Genomic DNA, 21,759 nt, shown 5'->3' on the forward strand with positions numbered 1-21,759 from the left:
CGGCGGTCTTTTTTCCCCCCTACCAAACCAGCTTGCCCTCCCCCCCTGGGGAGGGGGGGGGGGGGGGTGGGGGGGGGGGGGGTGGGGGGGGGTTTTTGGGTTCCCACCCAAAACCCCCCCCCACGACCCTCTTCAAACCCGCACATGTGGACATCAACCGGACATCTTGTGGTCCGGGCTTGTCCCGCGTGGACAGTCAAGGCACAGCCTTCTTCTGTCGACCTTCATGACGGGGACTCGATCACGCCACCTTTGCCTCTCCCCTCAAATATAAGGGGCAGGGCAAAGGGGGTGCCGGGCCTTGGAGGACGCCTGTGGCCGTGTTTGCCGGGGCGTGATGGTGACCTGTTCACGCCTTACCATCAATAGTGGGGGCTCGGGCCAGAACCTGGCCCGAGCCCCCCGGAGCAGTAGTGTCGTGTGTGAAATCAGCCAGGACGGCCCGGGCTGGCCGGGAGCTTCTGGAAGTCGACCTGGTTGTTACCGACGAAGTTCACTCGGTGGAGTGACTTCTTCTGTGCCGCGTCCTGCGGGCTGAGCGGCGAAGCGGGGACACCCGCGTAGAACGTCGTCCTGTACGTGGTGCCCACGACGTCCAGCTGCCGGCCCATGCCGGTCTGCAGGGAGATCCCCACCGAGTTGGGGATGTCATTGGTGGTCGTGAAGATCTGGTCCGGCTGTACCGACCCCGCGAGCCGCTGGCTCGCCAGCAGGTAGGTCTGTCCCGGCGCCAGCCGGGTACCGGTCGGGATCCGGGCGATCTCGAACTCGAAGTTGCTGTAGTTGGCCAGCAGCTTGGCACCACCGATGGTCACGGTGTAGTTGGCGCGGTTGGACAGTTCGATGAATTCCTTGAACGTCGCGTCCGGGCCGACACCCTGGGTGGAAAGCTCGCTGATGTGAACGCTGCGCGGCACCACAGGAACCTGCTCTTCGGCAACGGCCGCATTGGCGGCGCCGAGGCCGAACACCGTCGCGACCGTCGCTGCGATCACGCAAAACGTGCGCTTCATATTGTATTCTCCTGGTTGGGATTCTGATGCAATCAGGGTTCTCGATGAGACCCTGAGATAGATTTTGTCAATGTGGGCGACCACAGAAAAGAGGCCATCATAATGGCTCCTGATAATCTTGTCGGTCGTTCGATTCCGCGCTCCGCCGATCGAGCTCGAATGGCAGCAGGGTCCACGGCTGTGGCTGCAGCATCTGCGCCAGCAGGCGTTCGCGCCTGGCGAGAGATGCCGCGTACTGCAGAGTGGGCAACGGTACCTCGAGAACGCGGCTCAGCCAGTGCAGCCAATGGCTGGTGGGGATGCGTTTCCCTCGCTCCCATCGGGATATGTCCGCACGGGTCACGGTGTCACGACCAGACGCCGAGGCAAGTGACTCGGCGAGTTCACGCTGGCTGAAACCACGCCTTTCCCTGATCCATTTGATCAGCTCCGCAATCGATTCAGGTGGTTCCCGGTCGTACACTTGGATTCCTCTGTCGAAAGGTGCGCGGCACGTGCGCGACGCTGCGTCTTGCAGAACGCGCTCAGCCACGTTGGATTTCCGCCGCGTCGGCGAACGCGAAACCCAGGTCTTGGATTCCGGTCACCACCTGCTTGAGGTAGCTGGTTCCCAGATACGGGTGGTAGAAGAAGCTCGCCACACCGCCACGGACCGCCGCGATCCGCTTGGCGGTGGCCAGGATGTCTTCTGGGAGCCGGCGGGACTCGCCAGAACTCGCCGGAGATACGTGGTCGAGTGACTCGGGTATTACAACCGACCCGTAGATGTCTCGCACCAGGAACGGAAAACGCTGACTCGTGGCCCGGGAGTACTCCGGTTTTCCCGAACCACACGCGCCGTTCGGGCACCAGCCCGCGGCATGGAATCCCTGGTCGTATCGGGTCGGAAAGAGCTCGTTTACCACGGTGTAGTCGATCGCCGAGCCGACATAGTGAGGGAACTCGAAGATGGTCGGCACGGCCAGCCCGGCTCGGCGGAATTCTCGTGCCGCGCTGGCGAGCCGTTGCCGTGCCCAGGACCGGGAATCGGCGGCGACCGGGCCCTGGTAGCGCAGGCCGCCGTCGTCGCCGAGCCGCACTCGATAGAATTCGTAATCCTCGCCACTCACCCCGCTGTAGGGATTCGAGCCCTCTCCGTACTGATGTGTGTAGCCGTGCATCACCAACGTTCCCCGTCGGGCGGTCATGTAACGCAGGGCGGCGACGACCGCGGGCGTGTCCGCCAAGGTCTTGTCCACCGGTTCGCCATTGTTGTGACGACCTCGTGGATCTCGGTAGCGGGGGTAGACCGCCACCGAGAAGGGGACTCGACGCGCGTGGAGGTAGTCCGCGATCGCCCGCAGTTGCGCGGGATCGGCGTCCGGGCCGACATCCTCGATCCGTATCAGGGCCTTTTTGCCCTCCGACTTGGAAGGGCCCGCGTGGCGGGACAGCAGATCGGCGGCCGCGAGGTAACGATCGTTGAGGCCGGTGAACGAGAACGGCACTTCACCCAGGTATGTCAAATGCCGGGAGCGCACTCCCCAAGGGAATCGGCTGCCATCCGGGCGAACCGCCTCGCCCACGGGGGCCGCGTGGCCGGGGTCGTTGATCTTGGAGCGCATGATGCCGCTCGAAGCCGCGGCACGGTCACGGTCGAACGATTCGCCGCGGTAGATTACCCGGGCTGTCGCGCTCGTATCGACCCCGGTCGGCCGCCAGCCGAATTTTCTCGAGAAGTCACGGTCCCTGTCGTAAAGCTGACCGATGTTGCCGCCGATCCACAGCACCGGCGTACGCGTCTTCAACACGGCGTCGAGAAACGCACTGGGTAGTGGTCTGTGGTCACTGGTGCCGATATAGACCACGGCGGTGTAGTCCTGCAACTCGTTCCGAAAATGCTGCTGGACCGGGAGCATGGCCCAGGCGCCGCCATGGGACAGGAGGTTGCCCGCCATGACCGCGTACGACTCCCCGAGCCAACCGTATTCACCGTCGGCGTCGTAGAGCACGAGCGTCCGCCGGCCCGGCTCCGCGCCGGGAGCGGCCGGGTACAAGTGGGTGGTCGCGGAACTCGCGGCGGGGGAGGTGATCACCAGCGTGGTGCTCAGCACCAGAAGGGTCATGATGATGCGCCGAACGCCAAGCATTCTAGTCAAGAAGAACTCCGTATCTTTGTGATTCAGCCTCAACCGCGCCCGATCTCCGCGGCAGGCACAAACCGGTAGCCGGCAGCCTGAATGCCGTCGATGACCTTCATGAGCGCTTCGGCACCGAGGGAAGGATGGTAGAAGAAGCTGGCGACTCCATCGTCGACGACGCGGAGGGCCCGAGCCTCGGCGACCACCGCGGCTATCGCGCGGTCGCGTTCTGAAATGTCCGGCCATACCGGGAGATAGCCGAGGTTTTCGGGAACGACCACGGCACCGTAGATGTCGCGGACGACGTAGGGGAAAGTCTGCAGGTAGCTCCCCGCCGGATCGACCGCGCCGGCCTGGCCACAGGCAGGTTCACACCATCCCCGGAAGTAGGTTCCCCGGTCGTACCGCATACCGAACGCCTTTGTCGCGGCTTGATAGTCCACCGCGGATGCGGTGTAGTGCGGGAACTCGAACATCGCCGGCCGGGGTAGCCCGGCGCCGGCGAGTTCGGAGAGGGCTTGGTCGATCCGGTCCCGTGCCCACGCGAAAGAGTCGCCCGCTACCGGACCGACCAGTTCGGTCGCGTTGCCGGCACCAAGGCGTGCGCGATAGAACTCGTAGTCGGCCGCGCTGACGCCGTTGTGCGGATTGGGTTCGTCGCCGTACTGATGCGTGTAGCCGTGCGACACGAGCGCGCCGCCACGGCTGATCAGATAGCGCAACGCGTCGACCAGATCCGGCCGGTCGGTCAGCCGGATGTCCAGTGGAACGCCATTGTTCGTTACCCCTCGCGGGTCCCGATGACGGGGATATACAGCGACCGTGAAGGGGATCCCGCGTTGTGCGAGGTGATCCGCGACCGTCCTCAGGACGCCGGGATCGGTTGCCGGGCCGACGTCTTCCAAGCGAACGAGAGCTCGCGGAGCCCGCGCCGGAGACATTGGAGGGCGCAGGAGGTCCGCGGCGGCGAGATACCGATCGGCTTGCCCGACATAGGTGAACGGGATTTCCGAGATGTAGGTCAAATCGCCCGAGCGCACCGCCCAGGGAGTCCGGTTGCCGTCGTCGTGAACGACCTCGGCGAGTACCTGGGCTTTGACCGTATCCATGAGCTCTACCCGTGTCGGCGGATCAGCGTGGTCGTCACGCCCGAGCCGGATCCCCTTGTAGTCGATACCGGCGATGGCCTGCACGTCACGGCCGGCAGGCCGCCACCCGGTCTTGTGCTGGTAGGCCGGATCCCGGGTGAACAAGCTCTCGATCCCGTGCCCGATCCACAGGACGGGTTTGCCCGCGGTGGCCAGATCGGCGAGCAAGCCATCGGAAACAGGAGCGGTGCCGCGATGACCGATGTACACGATCGATGAGAACTTGGAAGCATCGCCCGGCCGGTACCTGTCGGCCTGACGCAGCTCGAACGAGCCGCCATGGGAGACGAGGTTCGCCGCTTGCACTCCGTGTACCTCACCACTGGAGCCATCCATACCTGGTTCGTAGAGCACCAGCGTGCGCCAGCCCGGCAGGGCGCCCGGGGCCGGATCCCCCGGTTTGCCGGGAACGGAGGATGTTTCCGCCGGCGTGATCCGCGACCCGGAGTCCACGACGGATACGGCGACGGGGACAGAACCGGCAAGCACAAAGGCGCATGCCAGCCGGAGCCACGCGGGCCATGAACGGGACCTCCGACGCAGGGAAGGGGTGAGAGTGCTCATCACTTCCCCTTTGCCAATATGGCTTGCTGCGCAGCTGCGGGCGCGCAGGAGTCGAGCCCGAGCAGGTGTGCGATGGCCTGCTCAGCCCTGACAGCGGCCAGACCGTCACCGAACGGATTGGCGCGATTATTCGAGCCCTCGTCCCGGTTCTCGGCCAACAGCTGAGCGGCATGCCGCGCGATCAGGACGGGATCTGGTCCCGCCAGCACCGAGACGCCCGCTTCGACGGCCTCCATGCGCTCGGTGACTTCGCGCAGCACGACGCACGGAACTCCGAAGCTGGGCGCTTCCTCCTGCACGCCTCCGGAATCCGTGAGCACCAGGCGCGCGCAGGAGAGCAGGCGGCAGAATTCCGCGTAATGCAAGGGGCCGGTGATATGGACACGGTCCACACCGAGGAGGCCGGTGACCACCTGATCACGGACTTGAGGGTTCGGATGGACCGGCAAGACCACTTCGACGTCCGCGTGCTCCTTCACTATCGCGCGCAGGCCGGCGAGGATTCCGTCCAGGGGAGCGCCCAAGGATTCCCTGCGGTGCATCGTGGCGAGAAGCAGGCGAGACTTGCCGGTACGCGCCCGGTTCTCGACGGAGGGAAGCCGGTGATCGTGGTACGCGGTCGGTGTACGCGCTATCGAAAGCACCGCGTCGACCACGGTGTTGCCGATCAGCAGTACCTCTGGGCCGGCGATGCCTTCTTCCAGGAGGTTGTTCACCGCACGAGCGGTTGGCGCGAGATGCAGCGTACTGAGCTGGGCTACCAGTTTACGGTTGGCCTCCTCGGGAAAGGGTGCCCGCGGATCATGGGACCGCAGTCCGGCCTCGACGTGAACTACGGGAATGTGACGCCAGAAGGCCGCCAGGGCGCCGGCGAGCGCCGTCGTCGTGTCACCTTGAACGACGACAGCGGCGGGCCGGAGCCGTTCGAGGTGAACGTCGAGGGTCCTCACCAGTTCACCCAGTAGTTCGGACAGACTTCCTGTCGGGCGCTCGATGTCCAGCCGGACATCAGGGCTCAGTCCGAAGGACGACAAGGCTTGACCGAACATCGTTTCGTGCTGTCCGCTCGCGACCAGCACCGGTCGGATCCGGCCTTGGTCTCGCATCGCTCGAACGATCGGTGCGAGCTTCACCGCCTCTGGTCGGGTGCCGCCCAGTAATACCACTTCGGGTGCCGTTCGGGACGTATCGGCCGCTATTCCGGGGTCGTCCCGGTGAATGGCCCCTGAGCTGCTCCGAACAGTGCAATCCATTAATACTCCCACTCGGTGAACCCCGCGCGAATTTTCATGGGACTGTTGCCCAGGCTGTGCAGGGTGGGTTCAGTGTTAATGGGAGTGGCCGCTTCCGCGCTCTGCAGCTGGTTCTTAATGTATCGCACGCCGTCAAAAGGATTGTCAAGATGTCTGTTACATCGATTCCGGCGACCGGGGTCCCTTTATTCATGGGATTTGCCCTCTTCGGATCGTCCGGGGTGGTGCAAGTGGCCGTGCATGTACTGGTGGTCGCCTGTTCTTTGCTCGCGCTGCGATCCCTTGGCCTGCGTTTACGACGGGCGGTCAAGTAGAAACCATGCAGATCTATTCGCTGATGCTGGCGCTCATGCTCGGATGGCCGATCTACAATATTATTCTGTCTTTGCTGAGCCTGAGAACTCCCATGCCAGGCGCGGCAGGCCCCGGCAGACCGTCGTGTTTCTGGCTTGTGGTCCCGGCGCTTGACGAGGAACTGGTGATCGCTGACACCGTACGGTCTCTCCTTGCCTTGGCCGACGACAAGAATCGGCTGCGCGTGCTGGTGGTGGACGATGGGAGTACCGACCGGACCTCGACGGTGCTCGAGTCCCTCTATGACGATCGATTGCTGGTCCTTCGGCGTAATCTGCCGGAGGCACGACAAGGCAAAGGTGCCGCTCTCAACGCCGCGTACCGGCTGATCCGCGAACTCGCGCTGGAAGAGGGCACGGCAGATGAGACCGTGGTCGGCGTGGTCGACGCCGACGGCCGGGTCAGCCGAAACCTGCTTACCGAAGTCGATCGATACCTCGCCGACGGGACGAGCGGTGCGGTCCAATGCAGGGTCCGTATTCGTAATCGGCACAAATTGCTGGGGTTACTGCAGGACATCGAGTTCGGCTGCGTCGCCGACGCGGCTCAGACGGTGCGTGACACCGTCGGTACGGTCGCACTGGGCGGCAACGGCCAGTTCGTCAAGCTCTCGGTACTCATGGCTTTCGGGAACGACCCGTGGTCGTCCTGTCTGGTGGAGGACACCGAACTGGGACTACGGCTGCATCGGGCAGGGGTCAGAGTCCGCTACGTGAGACGCGCCGTCGTGACCCAGCAGGCCGTCGTCGACATTCGCCGGCTGGTTCGGCAACGTACCCGGTGGGCGCAGGGGAACCTCCAGTGCGCTCGCCATCTGCCCGGGTTGCTCACCTCTCGTCACGTTTCCGCGCTGGGGCTGGTCGACCTGCTGCACTACTTGATCATTCCTTGGTGCGTACCGATCGTCGCCCTGCTGGCGTTCCTGTTTCTCGGCATCGCCATCCACGTCGGGCTCGGCGGGACGGCTCTGTTCCCGCTCGCGAGCGGTACGACCGATGCGGTGTCGGCATGGGTGACGTGGCTGGGTGCGCTGCTGTTGCCCGGTGCGGTCTGGGGATTCACCCATCGGCTTAGACTGCGTGACGAGCCCCTGTGGCGATGTGTGGTCACCTCGATGACCTATCCGGTCTTCCTGGTGCTCGGCTCGGTCGCGGGCTGCCGTGGAGTCGCCCGGCACGTCGGCGGCCGTGTCGACTGGGTGAAGACAGAACGTCTGGTCGAGCGTACTGTGGCCAGGGGGCGGCACACGAGATGAGATACGAAGCGCATGGGCCGAAGAGTGGTGAACGGTATGCGAAGACCCGGTGGCAAGGGTGACCATTACCGAATCAAGACTATTTCGATTGTCGCCTCGATCGTCTTCGGCGTGATCGGCTGCAAGCAGGCTCGCCACGAGCCGTCCAGCGGATGGTTGATCACCGTCTACTACACGGCTGTCGAGACTTATCATGCGGGTCCTTCCGCGGAGGTGTTCGGCTGTCCGGACAGTGAGTGCGCCGCTGGAAAACAATCGTTGGGCCGCTATCCAGTCGGATTCGCCGATGCGGTACGTGACGAGGGGACCGGGCGAATCACCAGTGGGCCGCATACGGGCCGCTACCTGAATTGGTCGTACAACATCGGATACTGGCTCGAGAATGCTCCACTGGACAGTCGGGGCGAACCGCTTGAGCCGTTCGTCAGTGCCGCGGCCGACCGTGATGTGCTGGCCATGGGCTCGCGATTCTCCGTTGTCGGGTGCGGCACCACCGAGTCGGGTGAAACCCCTCCGAGTGGGGTTTGTGCCGGGATCACCGCGGCGAAGTGGCAGATTCGCGATGAGTTCACCCCTGGTCTGGGCGGCCCTCGGCACCTCGATCTCTACATCGGCGAGGAGCGCGGGCCGGAGTTCAGGTCCGATGCGTGGTACATCTCGCTGCGGGGCGCGAGCATCGTGGTCGGCTGACCCGGAGGTGTGCCTGTTTCGGCGTTCTCTCGCGTCAGGTGTGCAGCGGGGTGCAGTGAGGGTCACCTCAGGGACGCAGGTTCCCTGAAGGTGACCCTTTGCGCGCTAGCGAGGCCGGCCTACCGGACCGGTATCGGAGGAGCCGGGATTCCGGAGATCTCGAACATCTTCATGTAGATGTCGTCCAGCACTGCCATGACCGAGCCCGCGGCGTTGGCCGTGTCGCGGACATCGGCGATCTGAACGGCCCGGACCTTGGCCGCTCTGTCCGGCGCGCGCAGCGTGAGCTTCAGGACTCCGGCGGCTCTCTGGATGACTGGTTCGAACTCCCATTCGACATCCGCATGGTGCCAGAGCGGCCGCCGTGGGATCAGGTTCACCCAGTTTTCCGCAGCTGACAGTGTCGCGGTGTAGTTGAACACAGCAGGAGCCCTTCCTTTCTTGGGACAAGGATCGAACCTCGTCGTCGGGTGGCACTAGAGGGGGCATATCGCCGAGGAGGCGCGGAGAGCTCCGATGACCGCGGTCCACGGGGGAAGCGGCCGGGTCGGCTTCGGCCCGCACAGCCATCGCACCGCGTCGTCGCCGGCTCTCGACGGGGGCAAGGGGATCAGTGACCCCCCGCACTGCAGGCGAACGCCGAGCCGTTGGAGGTCGGTCACCGTCGCCTGGCTCAAATGGCACGCAGGACCAGTAAGGAAGGCACAATCCGCGCCAGGCAAGGTGACGACGGGGCCGGCGAGCATCCGGATGGCGAGCAACGTTTGGGCGTCCTCGCAGAGTGGCTTCCTCGCTACGATCGCGCTCACCTCGCCGGACACGGTGAGCACGACCTGTCCGGTCGTGTGGTCCACACTCGTCGGCCAGCCGTAGAACCGCCGATAGGCGTCGGCCGTCGCCAGCATGTGTTCCAGCTGTGAACTGGGCACGACCGCTTCCGCAACACCTTGAGAGGGCATTTCTGGAACCCGCTTTCTTGTCTACTGGCAGAGCCGGCGACCGCGGTCTCCGACCGGCCGGTGCTCGATGGCGCGCGGCGGGAAACCGGGCAGGGGTGATCTGCCCTCCTCATGCGGATGACGGGAGGGCGGTAATGCGCATTCGGCGCGTGCGTTTCGCGGCGGGGCGTGGCTTCCGCGCAGTTGAGGGGGCGGTGAGGCTGGTATGTCGGGGAGGGTTCCCAGCCTCACCGCCGCTCTGGATGCCGGACGGCGGCGCGCGCTCGAGGAGGCGACGCGCACGCCGTCCGGCGGCACTGGTATCGGTCTAGCGGACAAAAGATTCCGACACCAGAAAAATCGATCCTTTACCGCGCCATGAGTCGCGCCGGGTCATTTCCGGGCGGTCCGCAAGATTGGCGACGATCTTTCATGTTCTGGAAATGTACGCCATTCCGGTTACCCCCAGATGGACGATGCCGCGTCGTGAATCTCATTCATGTATGTTGGCCAGTGTGGCCGTAACATGGCCTTCACGTGCGGTTTTGCCGGATTGGTCATGCGAACAGCTTGGCCTGTACGTACACAGCTGTACATCCGCCGACAGGGTTGTCGGGGCGTTACTCTGTCTGGGTCTACCGCAAATCAGCACAAGTGGTGGAAGCTACCCCGCAATGAAAGGAGTAAGAATTGGCCGCTGATTACAGCCCCACTGTCCGTCGTAGGCGTTTGGACAGCGAACTGCGTCGCCATCGGGAGAAGGCAGGCAAGAAGATCGGCGAAGTCGCCGAATATCTCGGATGCAGGCACTCGAAGATTTCGCGCATCGAGAACGGTCATGGCAGTATCAGTCCAGGTGACGTCCGCTTGATGCTGGACTTGTACGGCGTACAAGGCGTTGAAGCGGATCGTCTTGTCCAGGCCGCGAGAGAATCCCGTGTTCGGGGATGGTGGCACAGCTATGGTGATGTGTTACCCGGGTGGCTCGCGACCTATGTGGGGTTGGAGGCTGAAGCCGCCACGAGTCGAACATATGAAGGCGAAGTGATCACCGGGCTTTTGCAGACCAAGGAGTATGCCCGTGCGGTCACGGCGGCGACCGTGGTTCCCCGGACGGAGGACCAGGTCGACCGACAGGTGATGCTGCGCATGAAACGCCAGGAACGCCTGCACTCCAGCCGCCCGATCAGCTTGTGGGCGGTGCATAGCGAGGCGGCTTTGCGACGGCCGGTCGGCGGCAGGCCTGTCATGCGTGACCAGCTCACGCACCTTCTGGAGATTTCGGAACTGCCGCACGTCAACGTGCAGGTTCTGCCCATCGCGGCCGGTGAACACCCGGCGATGGTAGGACCGTTCACGGTCTTGGAGTTCCACGAGGAGTCCGATCCGGACGTCGTCTATGTCGAGACTCCTGTGGGGGGTCTGTACCTGGAGCGCGAGAGTGAGATCGCGGGATACACCTGTGTTTTCGGGCGGCTGAGGGAGATGGCACTGTCTCCGGAGCAAACCACCAGTTTTGTCGGCAAGATCATTAAGGAGTTGTAGCGCGAGTGGAGCAGGGAAACATCATTTCGCCGGACGCGGTCTGGCGGAAGCCGCTTCGAAGCGTCGGTGAAGGTGCCTGTGTAGAGGTTGCCGAGCTGGAGAAGCACGTAGCGGTACGCGACTCCAAAGACCGTTCGGGTCCGGCGCTGGTAGTCACCAATGCGGTATGGATGGCCTTGGTCGACACTCTGAAAGTTCCTTGAGCCCGATGTGACCTGCGGGTGCTCGGCAGGGTGAGACTCTGCGCCCGGCGGCCAGCTGGATGGCTCCTTCACCGGCGGGCGGTGAAGGGGAATGATGCCCTCATCGCGCAGGGCTGGTGAAACCGCCGCGCTCAGGTCGAGAGGAAACAATTCGTGCGGAAGCGCACAATCCGATTGGAGAAGCACCTTGCCGAGGCAGGATTTCCCAGAGGCGTGGGTGCCCCTTCCGCCGTAGTTCTGGTGCTGACCTTGTTGCTCGCCGCCTGCGTCCTGCTTCTCGATTCTCCGTCGGCGAGACCGGTACCCGATGTCGTCGTGCAGTCGCAAGAACGTTTCGCTGAAGCAACTGCTGGCGCGTTGGCGAAGACCGTGGCGGAATCCGTCATGGAACTCCGGTTCGGACTGACGCAGTCCGAGCGGGAGCAGGGCCGGGAACCGGACGCCCTGCTCGGTTCTCTGGGTGAGGTGTATCCCCGATGGCGCGGGATGGCACTCATGCAGAGCTCGACGGGGCGATTGCTCGCCACTCGCGGCGAACCCCTGCCCTTCGCGTCTCTCGACAGTGAAGTCACGAAGGAAGCGAGCGTTCGTCCTGTGGCGTCGACGGGTAAGGGCGTCGTCATGGTCGCGACGGTCCCGATGCTCGCCGGCAACGAGCAGCGGACCCTGGTGGCATTCACCGACCTGGTGACCTCCGAGGTTCCGTTGGACTCGGGACTCGGACAGAGCGTGCTGGTGGTCACGGACGAAGGTCGCGTCCTCGATTCGAGAGGACCCGCTCCTGCCGTGGATGCCCGAGTCAGCCAGGGGTTGATCAACAAGGCCGCGGCCGAATCGGCGGGGGGACGTACCGGTAGCACCGTCGACCTTGTCGCCGGGAACGGAACGGGGCCGGATGGTGTCCGTGAGAAGGCGTTGGTGGTCGCTCATGCGCCGCTGACGGTAGCCGGTCTATCCGGGGCGTGGAGGCTCTCGCTGGTGTCGATGGCCCACGTGCCGGTGGAAGGGCACACGCAGACAGATCGCCACCCGGTGACTGTTGTCAGCCTGGTGGTCGTGGCGGTCTTCGGTTTCGTACTGGTACGCAGGACCATTGTCGTTCCGGTTCACCGGCTGCGAACCGGCGCGCTGACGGTTGCCTCCGGGGCCGGCGCGCCGAAGTCGCGTGGCTTGGAAGTGCGTGAGGTGCGCCGGATCGCCGCAGTGCTGGAGCAACTCAGTTGTGCGGCGGAACACGGACGACGCCTGCGTTGGTGGGTGCCGTCGGCACGACTGACGATCGTCGGCGCCGCGGCGACCATGCTGGCCTGGTCGTGCGCTGTGCTGGTGGCCGCCGGTGGTGCGGCACCCAGGGTGCCGGAACTCGTCGTGCGTGAACGGGGAATGGAGGTTTCGCGTATCGCGGACACGGTCCGCCGCAGCCTGAACGGAGCGGTCGCGGACTTGAAACTCTTGGCGAGGACCAAAGGGAACAAGGACACTGATTCGGTACTCCCGCTCATGGAGCGCCTGATCGCCAGGGAGGCCAGGTACCGGAGTATCTATGTAGTGGATTCGGCAGGCCGGATCGGCGCCCGGACCGGGCGGTCGCCACTGCGGGCCGAAGCCCGGCTGCCTTCCGGCGAAGGTGTACGTCAGCACAACACCGCCGGAAGCCTCCCCGTGATCTTCGCCTACGCGGAACTGCCGGATGCCCGCCATGGCGTCGTCGCCGAGTTCGATGTGGAGCACCTTTCGGAACTATTGCACCGGCGCGCCGGTCGAGTCCGGGTCGTCGATCCCGGTTTCCGGACGATCGCTGACACCGAGGGGTATCTCGCGTTCCATACGCTGTCCGAGGACTCTCTCCGACGAAGCGCGAGTGAGGCACTCGCGGGGCGGCCTCGCGCGGAGATAGGGCGATCCCGGGGCGGTGAGTCCGTGATCGCCTCCGCCGCGATCGGCGCACCGGGACCGGCGGGCACCCTGCAATGGAGTGTGATCTCCGAACAAGACACAGCCATGCTAGGACTTCCGGAGAACGAAGTGAGCCGGCGCGCTCTCTCGGCCGGTCTCATCGGTCTCGTCATCGCTCTGCTGAACTTCGGTTGGCATGAGTTCATTGTCGTACGGCAGTTGCGGCGGACGGCGACGCTCGCGGAGCGGTTGGCATCCGGCGACCACGTATCCGGGATCCACCCGGTGAGGCAAGACCAGATCGGCACGATCACCTTATGCCTCGAGATCTGCAGGAGAACAGCGAGTGATTCCGAGTATCGGAAAGAGCTTGCCCGGCGAGAGAGCTGATGTGCTTTTCTGTTACGTCGTATATGTAGTCCTCTGTGTCCTTGCCCTGACGGCCGGCATCCTCGAACAGCGCCGTCACCACGCCAATCTCCGGTCCATTCCGACGAGAGTGCTGGTCAACGGTACTCGCGGGAAGAGCTCGATAACCCGGTTGTGCGCAGGTGCGCTGCGAGGTGGCGATCTGGTGACCGTCGCCAAGACGACAGGAACCGCTGCCCGGTTCGTTCATCCGGACGCGCATGAAGACCCGGTCTACCGGAAATTCGGCATCGCCAATGTCATCGAGCAGGTCGGTGTGGTGCGCCGCGCCGTCGCCTACTCGCCCGATGCCTTGGTCGTCGAGTGCATGGCTGTGATGCCAGAGCTGCAGGAGATCAACCAGAGCAAGCTGATCTCCTCGACAATCGGCGTCATTTCCAATGTCCGCCTGGACCACGTCGAGGAAATGGGCCCCACGATTGACGATATCGCCTGCTCGCTCAGCAGGTCGATGCCGAAGGGAGGGATTTGCGTCACCGCCGAACGAGAACGGCTTTCGGTGCTGAAGCAGGAGGCGGCTCGGCGAAACTGCGAGCTCGTCGTGATCGATCCGGAGACCGTGACGGATGAGGACATGAAGGGTTTCGGCTGGATCACTTTCAAGGAGAACGTCGCCATAGCCTTGGCCGTCGCGGCGCTCCTGGGGGTCGATCGCGGGGCGGCGTTGCGCGGTATGTGGTCCGCGCCACCCGACCCGGGAGCGCTGAGTGTCGATCGGTTCCGGGTGCGCGGGAAGCAGCTGAGATTCGCCAACCTCCTCGCCGTCAACGATCCGGAATCCACGTTGATGAACATCGAGGAGCTCATGTCCGAGAAGCTCATCACTCGCCCGCTGCATGTGGTGATCGGATGTCGCCCCGACCGGATCGAGCGTAATCGCCAAATAGGATCACTGATCCCGCGGCTCGACCCGGAGCGAGTGATCCTGATCGGTGAGCCGACACGGAGCGCGAGAAGTGCCATTCCAGGCCAATGGCAGGACCGGGTATGCGATCTCGGCGGTCGTCGCAGCTCATCCGAGCTTCTCGACGGAGTCGTCGACGGGATCGAGGGTGAGGCGTCAGTCGTCGCGATCGGCAGCATCCACGGCCAGGGAGAGCGGCTCCTGGGCGAGCTGCAGGCTCTGGAGCGGATAACGGCCGACGCCGTTGTCTGGACCGCGGAACGAGGAAGGGAGGGATCGTAACCGATGGGAACCTTGTTGCCAGGCGTCGCGACACTCGGATTGGCCATCGGCCTCGTGCTGGCGCTGGCCTGTGTACTGCTCACCAATCTGTCGCCCGGTGGAATGATCAGTCCGGGCTGGCTCGCGCTGACGCTTGTGGAGGACTACCGGCGTGCCGCGATCGTAGTAGCGATGACCGTGTTCACCTATGCGGGGTCGAAGGGGCTGCAACGGCTCACCATCTTGTACGGAAAGCGCCTCTTCTCGGCCATCGTCCTGCTCGCCGTCTTGCTGCAGAGCACGCTCTTCCTGGTCCTGCAGCATGACTACCCACTGCTGTTCGCCCATCAAACGCTGGGCTTCGTGGTGCCGGGACTGATCGCCTACCAGTTGATCCGCCAGCCACCCGTCGCCACCATGCTGGCCACGGCGACGGTCAGCCTGGTCACCGGTGCGGTCCTGGCAAGCGGCGTTCTCGCCGGTTTCGTCTCCACAGTCTGACAAGCAGAGGATCTGCCCCATGCGAGTATCCCGCATTTCGCCCCGGAAGAAGTGGGTCCGCAACCTGCGTATCGCGCTCTGGTTGTCCGTCGTCGTCTTGTCCGTGGTGACCATTCACCTCGGGCCGGGTGTGCGGACGGTGACCACGGTCCCGCCGGTGAACGCACTCGCGGTTCGGATCATGGCCGGTCCCTACCCGGTGGCCGAGTATCGCTATGAACGTTTGCCACGTCCGGCGCGGACCGTGGTACGGAACAACGCGGGTGCGGTCGTGGCGACGTTCACCGACGGCGCCCGTACCGTTGTCCTGGCCGGCCCCGCTCGGGAATTCCCGGTAACACGGTCCGGCGCTTCTGTCGTCAAAGGCGAAGCGTGGGTGCGTCTCCTGCCGGAGCCGTGGAAGGAGGGTGCTGAAGGGGGCGGATGGTTCCGCGGCTGGCTTGATGCCGCACTCGCCGATCGGAGCCCCGACGTGCTCGACACCGCTCGGCATCATTGGGCGGGGGATGCTTCGAAGATCAGCGGCTCCCGGTTGATCACACTCGTTTACGGGTTGCCGCGGAAAGCCTCGCTCGCCATGGTGAAAGCCGACTCCGGAGGAGTGGTGATCTCAACCGAGGCGCGTGAACAGAGCCTGCTTCAGCCTGGTGATCTTCTGCTCTTCGCTCTCGATGCGAACGGTGGTGGCCCGGTCGACCCCGTCGGTGTGTACCTCGGCAGGGATACCCGTGGTCTTCATCGTGTTCTCCTCCGCGGATCCGCTCCTGCCGTGGCGCACGGCGGCCGGCTGTTTCAGGGGTTTCGCGTTGCCAAACGGATCTGACGAATGCTGTTCCGGGTACTAGGGAGTTTGGAGCTGAGCGGCCAGGTCGAAGGACCGGTCTGTGTGCGGCCGCGCAAGCCGCGAACGCTCCTGGCTCTGTTGCTTCTCCATGCGGAACGCTGGGTGTCCACTCCGCTGATAGAGAATGCGCTCTGGGAGGGGCCACCGCCGAGGTCTGCGTCAGGGAATGTCAAAACCTATGTCTCGCAGTTGCGTCGGACGCTGGCGGCACTCGGGGGCGATCCCGGCAGGATCGCCAATCGGGTCGGTGCATACCGGATAAGCGTGGAGCCGGGTGAACTCGACGTCTTCCGATTCGAGGAGTCGGTACGGCTGGGGCGCGAAGCGCGAAACCGGTCTGCCGACGGCGAGGCTGTCGAGCATTTCCGCGAAGCGCTCGGGCTCTGGCGCGGCGAGCCGTATGAAGATCTTCCGCTGTCCATCAGGCGTCCCGTAGCGGCTCGCCTGGAAGAGCTGCGCTGGACCGCCCGCGAGGAACTGATCGACGTACGGCTGATGCTGGGGCAGCACCATACGGTGGTCCCAGACCTCCGTGCGCTGACGATCGAACATCCGACACGCGAGCGGCTGTGGTGCCTGCTACTTGTCGCATTGCACCGTTCTGGCCGGCGAGCCGACGCGTTGGACGCGTACCAATCGGCCTACCGATCACTGACGGACGAGCTCGGCATCGAGCCCGGTGCCGAGCTGCGCCGGCTGCATGAGCGAATGCTCGCGGACACGTTGTGAACACGGACGACTCTTCATCCCTGGCCGGTGGCCGGTGAGGCGTGAGCCGGGCGATCGTGAATGGCTATTCGTGTTCTGACCCTCATTGCCACGCACGGCAGCGAAGTCGAAATCGGCCCCGTCCGCGCTGTGCCGAGAATGTACCGGAAATGGCTCTGCTTGGGGCAGAATTACCTTAGTCGGACCGGATGCGTCCGGTCAGGCTGTTGCAATTAACCGAAATGTAAGGAGTAGTTGTGAAGGGTGTTTACGAGTCCCCGGCGCTGCAGGCCGCCGGGGCCTTCTCGAAGGTGACCGGATGTGGCAAGTGCGGCTGGGGCCGTGACCGTTACTGCCGTCGCGGCCACCGCCACTGGCACTGGTGAGAGGCATAGGTATCTAGCCAGATGATGGATTTCCCTGCGTTGGCGCCCGACACTTCATGGTTCGTCGTCATGCCAGACGCCGACGTGACAAGCACGGTCACGAGGCTGCTACTCGCCCAGGGGCGGGTGTCCGTGTCTCACAATTCTGGCCGCCCCTGGCTGGTGGGCAACTGGGGTGACGACGAGATCGTGGTAGCCGAGGCGGGGAATTCGCGGGTGGCGGTGATCGGGCACGTGTCCGTCACCGCCGCCCGTCTCGCCGGCATCCTCGAGAGGACCGGCGACGTCACTGCTGTCAGCACGGTGCTGTCTTCGCTACCCGGCAGTTATCACGTGATCGCGTACGTCAAAGGCCGTTCACTGGTGCGGGGAACGGCGGCCGGTGTCCGCCAGGTCCTCTATGCCGACGTGGATGGACAAGTGCTCGCCGCCGACCGGGCCGACGTGCTCGCCGGGGTGCTCGGTGCCGAACTGGACATCGAGGCGGTGGCACTGTCACTTTTGGACCCGATGCCACCGTACCCACTGGACGATCTCCCCATGTGGAAGGGCGTCGACGCTGTTCCACCGGATCATTTTCTGTTGACCGACGAGGCCGGGCGACCGGCGACCTTCCGTTGGTGGTCGCCGCCCGAACCGGTGGTGCCGCTCGAGGACGGCGCACGCGCGCTTCGACTCGCGCTCACCAATGCGGTCGCGGTCAGGACTTCCGCCGGCGGCAGAGTGAGCTGCGACCTTTCCGGCGGCCTCGACTCGACCTCGGTATGCTTTCTCGCGGCAGACAGTCCTGCCGAAATGATCGCCTACACCACGGTCGGTCTGGATCCGGCTGATGACGACGTCCCTTGGGCCATGAGGGCGATCTTCGCCTTGCCCGGGGTGGGACACGAGATCCTGCCCCGAAACGAACTTCCCTTGGTTTATCAGGGCATAGCCACCGCCGCCGACTGCCTGGACCGGCCCTTCATCGGGCAGATCGACCGGGCTCAGATACTGACGGGCTTCGAACGGATGGCCGCGCTGGGGTCACGGGTCCACCTCACCGGGTTCGGGGGCGACGAGGTCCTGGAAGGCGATCTGAACTATCTGCGTTCGTTGACTCGTATGGCGCCATGGATCGCGTTGCCCCGGCTTCGGGCGTACCACGCTCAGGGGCGTTGGCCGCTCATGAACGTCGTGTGGCAGCTGCTTCGACCACGTTCGTACGGTTCTTGGTGGGCAGGCACCGCTGAGCGGATCACCGATCCGCGCCAGGCGCTGAGGTCTCCGAAGTTCGACTGGGACGAGCCACCGCGGTTGCCGCCGTGGGTCAGTCGCGACTGCGTCGATCTTGTCCGCCAGATGCTTCGAGTGAGGCAAGAAGCCGTACGCCCGCTGGCAGGTGACCCCAGCAAGCATGCCGATCTCCTCGCCATCCGGTCGAGTGCGCGGATCGCCCGATCGTTCGGGCAGCTGGTGGGACCGACCGGCGTGCCGTTCGCTGTGCCTTTTCTCGACGATCAGGTCGTTGAGGCGTGCTTGGCCGTTCGCGCGTATGAGCGGTCCACGCCCTGGGAATACAAACCGTTGATCAAGGAGGCCATGAAGGGGATCGTCCCCGAGGCTTCGCTCGAACGCACGACCAAGGCCGAAAGTTCGGCCGAGGAGGAGGCAGGGTTGCGCGCCAACCATCTTGACCTGATGGCGCTGTGTGAGGACTCCCGGCTCGCGGAACTGGGACTTGTCGATGCCGATCAGTTGCGGGCAGCCAGTCATTACTCGCCTTCGCTGACCCGTCCGCACGAGTCGCTTCAGCAGACTTTCACTTCCGAGGCTTGGCTTCGACGGCTCGGAATCCAGTCAGCGCAGGCGGGACCGCGATCGTGAAGCTGGCCAAGAACGTCGTCTTCTGCGAAACCGACTACGGCGCCGTGGTGCTGAACGAGGCGAGCGGTCGGTATTGGACGCTCAATCCGACCGGCGCCCTGGCCATAGGTGTGCTGCTCGATGGCAAGAACGAGGACGATGCCGTCGATGCGGTGGTCGAACTCTATCCGGCGCGCCGCGACGCCGTTTCGACCGACGTCGGCAACCTTCTGGATCAGCTCCGTGAAGCCGGCCTTGTGGAGGAGAAATGACCACCCCGATGACCTTGCCCCGGCGTGGCGAGGGAATCCCGTTGCCGCGGCGGCTGCTGGCGCGGGCAGCCGTCGCTCTTGCCCGGCTGCTCGCCTTGCTGCCGCCCGCGCGGATCCGTATGGTACTCGGCTACATCCGCAGGGGAGCTCGTCCGGCGGGCCTCGGCCAAGCATCGGCCGCACGTGACGCGGTCACGACGGTGAGCCTGGTGTGCCGGGGCGCGCAGGGGTGTGTTCCCCGGTCCATTTCCACCGCGTTGCTCTGCCGCGCCTGGGGTGTATGGCCGACCTGGTGCGTGGGCGCGAGAAAGGTCGGTCCGTTCGCCGCCCATGCGTGGGTCGAGGTGGACGGCGTCCTCGTGGGAGAAGAGTTCTCCGACGACTATTTCCAGCGTCTGATGATCGTTCCCCCGGTGGACTCGTGAACGAGGAGAGCCAAAATGCCGAGGCGGCGGGCGGTGAATCGCTGACTCGTTTGCCTCATTTGTGGCGACTGCTCCGCGGTCATGGGCGGCAGGTCGTCATCGCCACCCTGCTGACCCTGCTGGGTACGCTTGTCGGGCTGGTCCAGCCGATGCTGGTGAAACAGGTGATCGACGCCGCGCAGGCCGGCACCGTCGCGAGCTGGCTGGTGGTCGCGCTTCTCGCGGTGTTCGTCATCCAAGCCGTCGTGGACGCTGTCGGCCGCTTTCTGCTGGACCGCACCAGCGAGAGCATCCTTCTCGGTCTCCGGTTACGCCTGACGGCCCATTTGATGCGTTTGCATATGCGGGTCTGCGACCGTCAGCGTATCGGTGACCTGATCTCCCGGGCGAACACCGATACGTCGATGGTGCGCGAGGCGGCGACACAAAGCTTTTCCGATATCGTCACGAATTCCCTCGGGGTTGCCGGCGCGGTTGTCCTGATGGTGTGGCTCGACGCGCAGCTGTTCCTGCTTGTACTGGCGGCCGTCGCTGTCGCAGGTGCCACGGTGTTGGCGGTCTTGACGCGCATCCGACGTGCCTCCAACGAAGCACAGACCAGCGTGGGTAGCATGACCGCGGCACTCGAACGTGCGCTCAGCGCCACTCGGACGGTCCGTGCCTGTCAGGCCGAGCGGCGGGAGATCGAACGTGTCGGTTCTCATGCCCGCGACGCCTATCGGGCCGGAGTGCGGCTGGCCAGGCTGGACTCGACGGTGGCGCCGGCGATCGAGCTGGCGGTCAACGGTTCGGTACTGGTCGTTCTGCTGATCGGCGGTCTCCGGGTCACGAATGGTACGACGTCACTGGGAGATCTCGTCGCGTTCCTGCTCTATGTCACCTATCTGGTGATGCCGTTGTCATCCTTGTTCAACGCCTTTTCCACGGCACAGCGAGGGCTGGGCGCGCTGGATCGCGTGAATGAGGTTTTCGCGATGCCGCGCGAGAAGGACCGAGCGCTGGGGAGTGGTCAGGTGATGGCACTCCGACGAGTTCGTGAGACCCCGGTAGTGGAGTTTCGTGACGTCTGGTTCGGCTACGACGACCGTCCTGTCCTGAAAGGACTTTCCTTCGTCTTGCCCAGTCGTGGTCACATCGCGCTGGTCGGCAGGTCGGGAGCGGGCAAGTCGACGGTGCTGGAGCTCATCGAGCGCTTTTACGATCCAGACCGTGGGGAGATCAAGATCGATGGGCGTCCGGCGAGTTCCATGACCCGAGCGGATGCCCGTACTCTGGTGAATCTTGTGGAGCAGCAGGCACCTGTGCTGCATGGGACGCTTCGCGACAACATCACTTACGCCGTACCCGAAGCGACAGAGGACGAGGTTCGGTGGGTCGTCAACGAGGCATGCCTCGGAGAACTGGTGGCACGACTGCCGGCCGGTCTCGATACCGAGGTCGGTGACCACGGCACGCTCCTGTCCGGCGGCGAACGGCAGCGTATCGCCATTGCCAGGGCCTTGCTCGCCCGGCCGGCGTTGCTGTTGCTGGATGAGCCGACCTCGCAGCTGGACATGCTCAACGAGCGGGCCCTCACCGCGGCGATGCGAGAGGTTTCCACACACCGTGCGCTTCTGGTGATCGCGCATCGGTTGTCCACCGTACGCGCGGCGGATCAGATCATCGTGCTCGATGAGGGCCGGGTGGAGGCGGTGGGTTCCCATGAGGAGCTTCTCCGGACGAGCGCGCTTTACCGGCGGCTCCTCTCCGCCGGCCCGGATCCTGAGCCTGGCACTTTGGCGGAGAAGCCGGGACAGGACGCGCTTGTGGTGGAAAGCGAAGAAGGAGTTGGGTGATCGTTCCAGAACCCTGTCGACTCGACAGCGACCCTGGCGAGTGTCGTGCCCGAATATGAGTCCAGCAAGACTGTGAGCCCAAGATGCCTGAGACAGCCGAACGTCCCCTTGCCTCAGCGTGCGCAGCACTGAGTGCCACCGGCCGTTTTCCGGCCCGTGAGGCGGACGATCCGCCATGGTTGTTCGGTAATGTTCCGCCGCGCAATCCCCTTTTCACCGGGCGCGGCGAACTTTTGAAGCAACTGGCCAAACGGCGGAACAGGGGTACCGCGGCGGTGCTTCCTTCGGCGTTGCATGGTCTTGGTGGTATCGGTAAGACTCAGATGGCGACTGAGTATATTTATCGGCATCTTCAGGATTATGATTTGGT

General features: G+C 64.4%; 21 protein-coding genes and 1 pseudogene. 15 read left to right on the top strand and 7 right to left on the bottom strand.

Annotation, left to right across the window (positions count from 1 at the left end):
• Positions 1 to 428: 428 nt before the first annotated feature.
• The 5 genes from AC0685_RS42710 to wecB all read right to left on the bottom strand — a co-directional run bounded on the left by AC0685_RS42710 (position 429) and on the right by wecB (position 6,098).
• Complete coding sequence (locus tag AC0685_RS42710; RefSeq protein ID WP_478230734.1) at positions 429 to 1,013, bottom strand: lamin tail domain-containing protein; 585 nt, start codon at positions 1,011 to 1,013, stop codon at positions 429 to 431.
• A gap of 97 nt (positions 1,014 to 1,110) precedes the next feature.
• Positions 1,111 to 1,476 (bottom strand): helix-turn-helix domain-containing protein, encoded by a 366-nt coding sequence (locus AC0685_RS42715; protein ID WP_340684123.1) that lies wholly within the window; start codon positions 1,474 to 1,476, stop codon positions 1,111 to 1,113.
• Positions 1,477 to 1,537: 61 nt separating this feature from the next.
• Entirely contained in the window at positions 1,538 to 3,184 is a 1,647-nt protein-coding gene (locus tag AC0685_RS42720) for a DUF2334 domain-containing protein (protein ID WP_478230735.1), read from the bottom strand.
• Positions 3,181 to 4,734, bottom strand: coding sequence for a DUF2334 domain-containing protein (locus tag AC0685_RS42725; RefSeq protein WP_478230736.1), 1,554 nt, complete (start codon positions 4,732 to 4,734; stop codon positions 3,181 to 3,183). Before AC0685_RS42725 ends, AC0685_RS42720 begins: the two co-directional genes overlap by 4 nt.
• Positions 4,735 to 4,844: 110 nt before the next feature.
• Complete coding sequence (wecB, locus tag AC0685_RS42730; RefSeq protein ID WP_478230737.1) at positions 4,845 to 6,098, bottom strand: non-hydrolyzing UDP-N-acetylglucosamine 2-epimerase; 1,254 nt, start codon at positions 6,096 to 6,098, stop codon at positions 4,845 to 4,847.
• A 319-nt stretch (positions 6,099 to 6,417) separates the two neighbouring features.
• Between wecB and AC0685_RS42735 the strand changes: the two genes are divergently transcribed.
• A complete protein-coding gene (locus AC0685_RS42735; protein ID WP_478230738.1) occupies positions 6,418 to 7,707 on the top strand; it encodes a glycosyltransferase family 2 protein in 1,290 nt (429 codons plus the stop codon).
• A gap of 36 nt (positions 7,708 to 7,743) precedes the next feature.
• Positions 7,744 to 8,397, top strand: coding sequence for an RlpA-like double-psi beta-barrel domain-containing protein (locus tag AC0685_RS42740; protein WP_478230739.1), 654 nt, complete (start codon positions 7,744 to 7,746; stop codon positions 8,395 to 8,397).
• Positions 8,398 to 8,516: 119 nt separating this feature from the next.
• On the opposite strand, the gene AC0685_RS42745 is transcribed toward AC0685_RS42740, so the two are convergent.
• Together AC0685_RS42745 and AC0685_RS42750 are read right to left on the bottom strand one after the other, a co-directional pair.
• Positions 8,517 to 8,819 carry a hypothetical protein gene (locus tag AC0685_RS42745; protein WP_478230740.1) on the bottom strand — a complete coding sequence of 101 codons (303 nt, stop codon included), beginning with the start codon at positions 8,817 to 8,819 and terminating at the stop codon, positions 8,517 to 8,519.
• Positions 8,820 to 8,873: 54 nt separating this feature from the next.
• On the bottom strand, positions 8,874 to 9,326 hold the full coding sequence (locus AC0685_RS42750) for a bifunctional DNA primase/polymerase (RefSeq protein ID WP_478230741.1): 453 nt from the start codon (positions 9,324 to 9,326) through the stop codon (positions 8,874 to 8,876).
• A gap of 699 nt (positions 9,327 to 10,025) precedes the next feature.
• Between AC0685_RS42750 and AC0685_RS42755 the strand changes: the two genes are divergently transcribed.
• From AC0685_RS42755 to AC0685_RS42815, 13 genes and pseudogenes are all read left to right on the top strand, one after another.
• Positions 10,026 to 10,880: a helix-turn-helix domain-containing protein gene (locus tag AC0685_RS42755; RefSeq protein WP_478230742.1), complete on the top strand. Its 855-nt coding sequence runs from the start codon at positions 10,026 to 10,028 to the stop codon at positions 10,878 to 10,880.
• Between the two features lie 5 nt (positions 10,881 to 10,885).
• The gene (locus AC0685_RS42760; RefSeq protein ID WP_478230743.1) at positions 10,886 to 11,083 is read left to right on the top strand and encodes a DUF397 domain-containing protein; all 198 of its coding nucleotides are present in this window, start codon (positions 10,886 to 10,888) and stop codon (positions 11,081 to 11,083) included.
• A 213-nt stretch (positions 11,084 to 11,296) separates the two neighbouring features.
• Complete coding sequence (locus AC0685_RS42765) at positions 11,297 to 13,369, top strand: hypothetical protein (protein WP_478230744.1); 2,073 nt, start codon at positions 11,297 to 11,299, stop codon at positions 13,367 to 13,369.
• A 1-nt stretch (position 13,370) separates the two neighbouring features.
• Positions 13,371 to 14,594, top strand: a complete 1,224-nt coding sequence (gene pgsB, locus AC0685_RS42770; protein ID WP_478230751.1) for a poly-gamma-glutamate synthase PgsB — start codon at positions 13,371 to 13,373, stop codon at positions 14,592 to 14,594.
• 3 nt (positions 14,595 to 14,597) lie between these two features.
• Positions 14,598 to 15,074, top strand: coding sequence for a poly-gamma-glutamate biosynthesis protein PgsC/CapC (locus AC0685_RS42775; RefSeq protein ID WP_340684112.1), 477 nt, complete (start codon positions 14,598 to 14,600; stop codon positions 15,072 to 15,074).
• Positions 15,075 to 15,093: 19 nt separating this feature from the next.
• Entirely contained in the window at positions 15,094 to 15,897 is an 804-nt protein-coding gene (locus AC0685_RS42780) for a hypothetical protein (protein ID WP_478230745.1), read from the top strand.
• A 3-nt stretch (positions 15,898 to 15,900) separates the two neighbouring features.
• On the top strand, positions 15,901 to 16,647 hold the full coding sequence (locus AC0685_RS42785; RefSeq protein ID WP_478230746.1) for an AfsR/SARP family transcriptional regulator: 747 nt from the start codon (positions 15,901 to 15,903) through the stop codon (positions 16,645 to 16,647).
• Between the two features lie 236 nt (positions 16,648 to 16,883).
• Complete coding sequence (locus AC0685_RS42790; RefSeq protein WP_478230747.1) at positions 16,884 to 17,012, top strand: lasso RiPP family leader peptide-containing protein; 129 nt, start codon at positions 16,884 to 16,886, stop codon at positions 17,010 to 17,012.
• 69 nt (positions 17,013 to 17,081) lie between these two features.
• The gene (locus AC0685_RS42795; protein WP_478230748.1) at positions 17,082 to 18,878 is read left to right on the top strand and encodes an asparagine synthase-related protein; all 1,797 of its coding nucleotides are present in this window, start codon (positions 17,082 to 17,084) and stop codon (positions 18,876 to 18,878) included.
• Entirely contained in the window at positions 18,875 to 19,129 is a 255-nt protein-coding gene (locus AC0685_RS42800; RefSeq protein ID WP_478230749.1) for a lasso peptide biosynthesis PqqD family chaperone, read from the top strand. The genes AC0685_RS42795 and AC0685_RS42800 overlap by 4 nt, the downstream gene beginning before the upstream one ends.
• Positions 19,126 to 19,554, top strand: coding sequence for a lasso peptide biosynthesis B2 protein (locus tag AC0685_RS42805; protein WP_340684107.1), 429 nt, complete (start codon positions 19,126 to 19,128; stop codon positions 19,552 to 19,554). The genes AC0685_RS42800 and AC0685_RS42805 overlap by 4 nt, the downstream gene beginning before the upstream one ends.
• Complete coding sequence (locus tag AC0685_RS42810; RefSeq protein ID WP_478230750.1) at positions 19,551 to 21,389, top strand: ABC transporter ATP-binding protein; 1,839 nt, start codon at positions 19,551 to 19,553, stop codon at positions 21,387 to 21,389. Before AC0685_RS42805 ends, AC0685_RS42810 begins: the two co-directional genes overlap by 4 nt.
• 83 nt (positions 21,390 to 21,472) lie before the next feature.
• Positions 21,473 to 21,759 (top strand): annotated as a pseudogene (locus AC0685_RS42815) (hypothetical protein); the annotation flags it as partial.

The sequence above is a fragment of the Amycolatopsis sp. NPDC043889 genome (assembly GCF_056435645.1).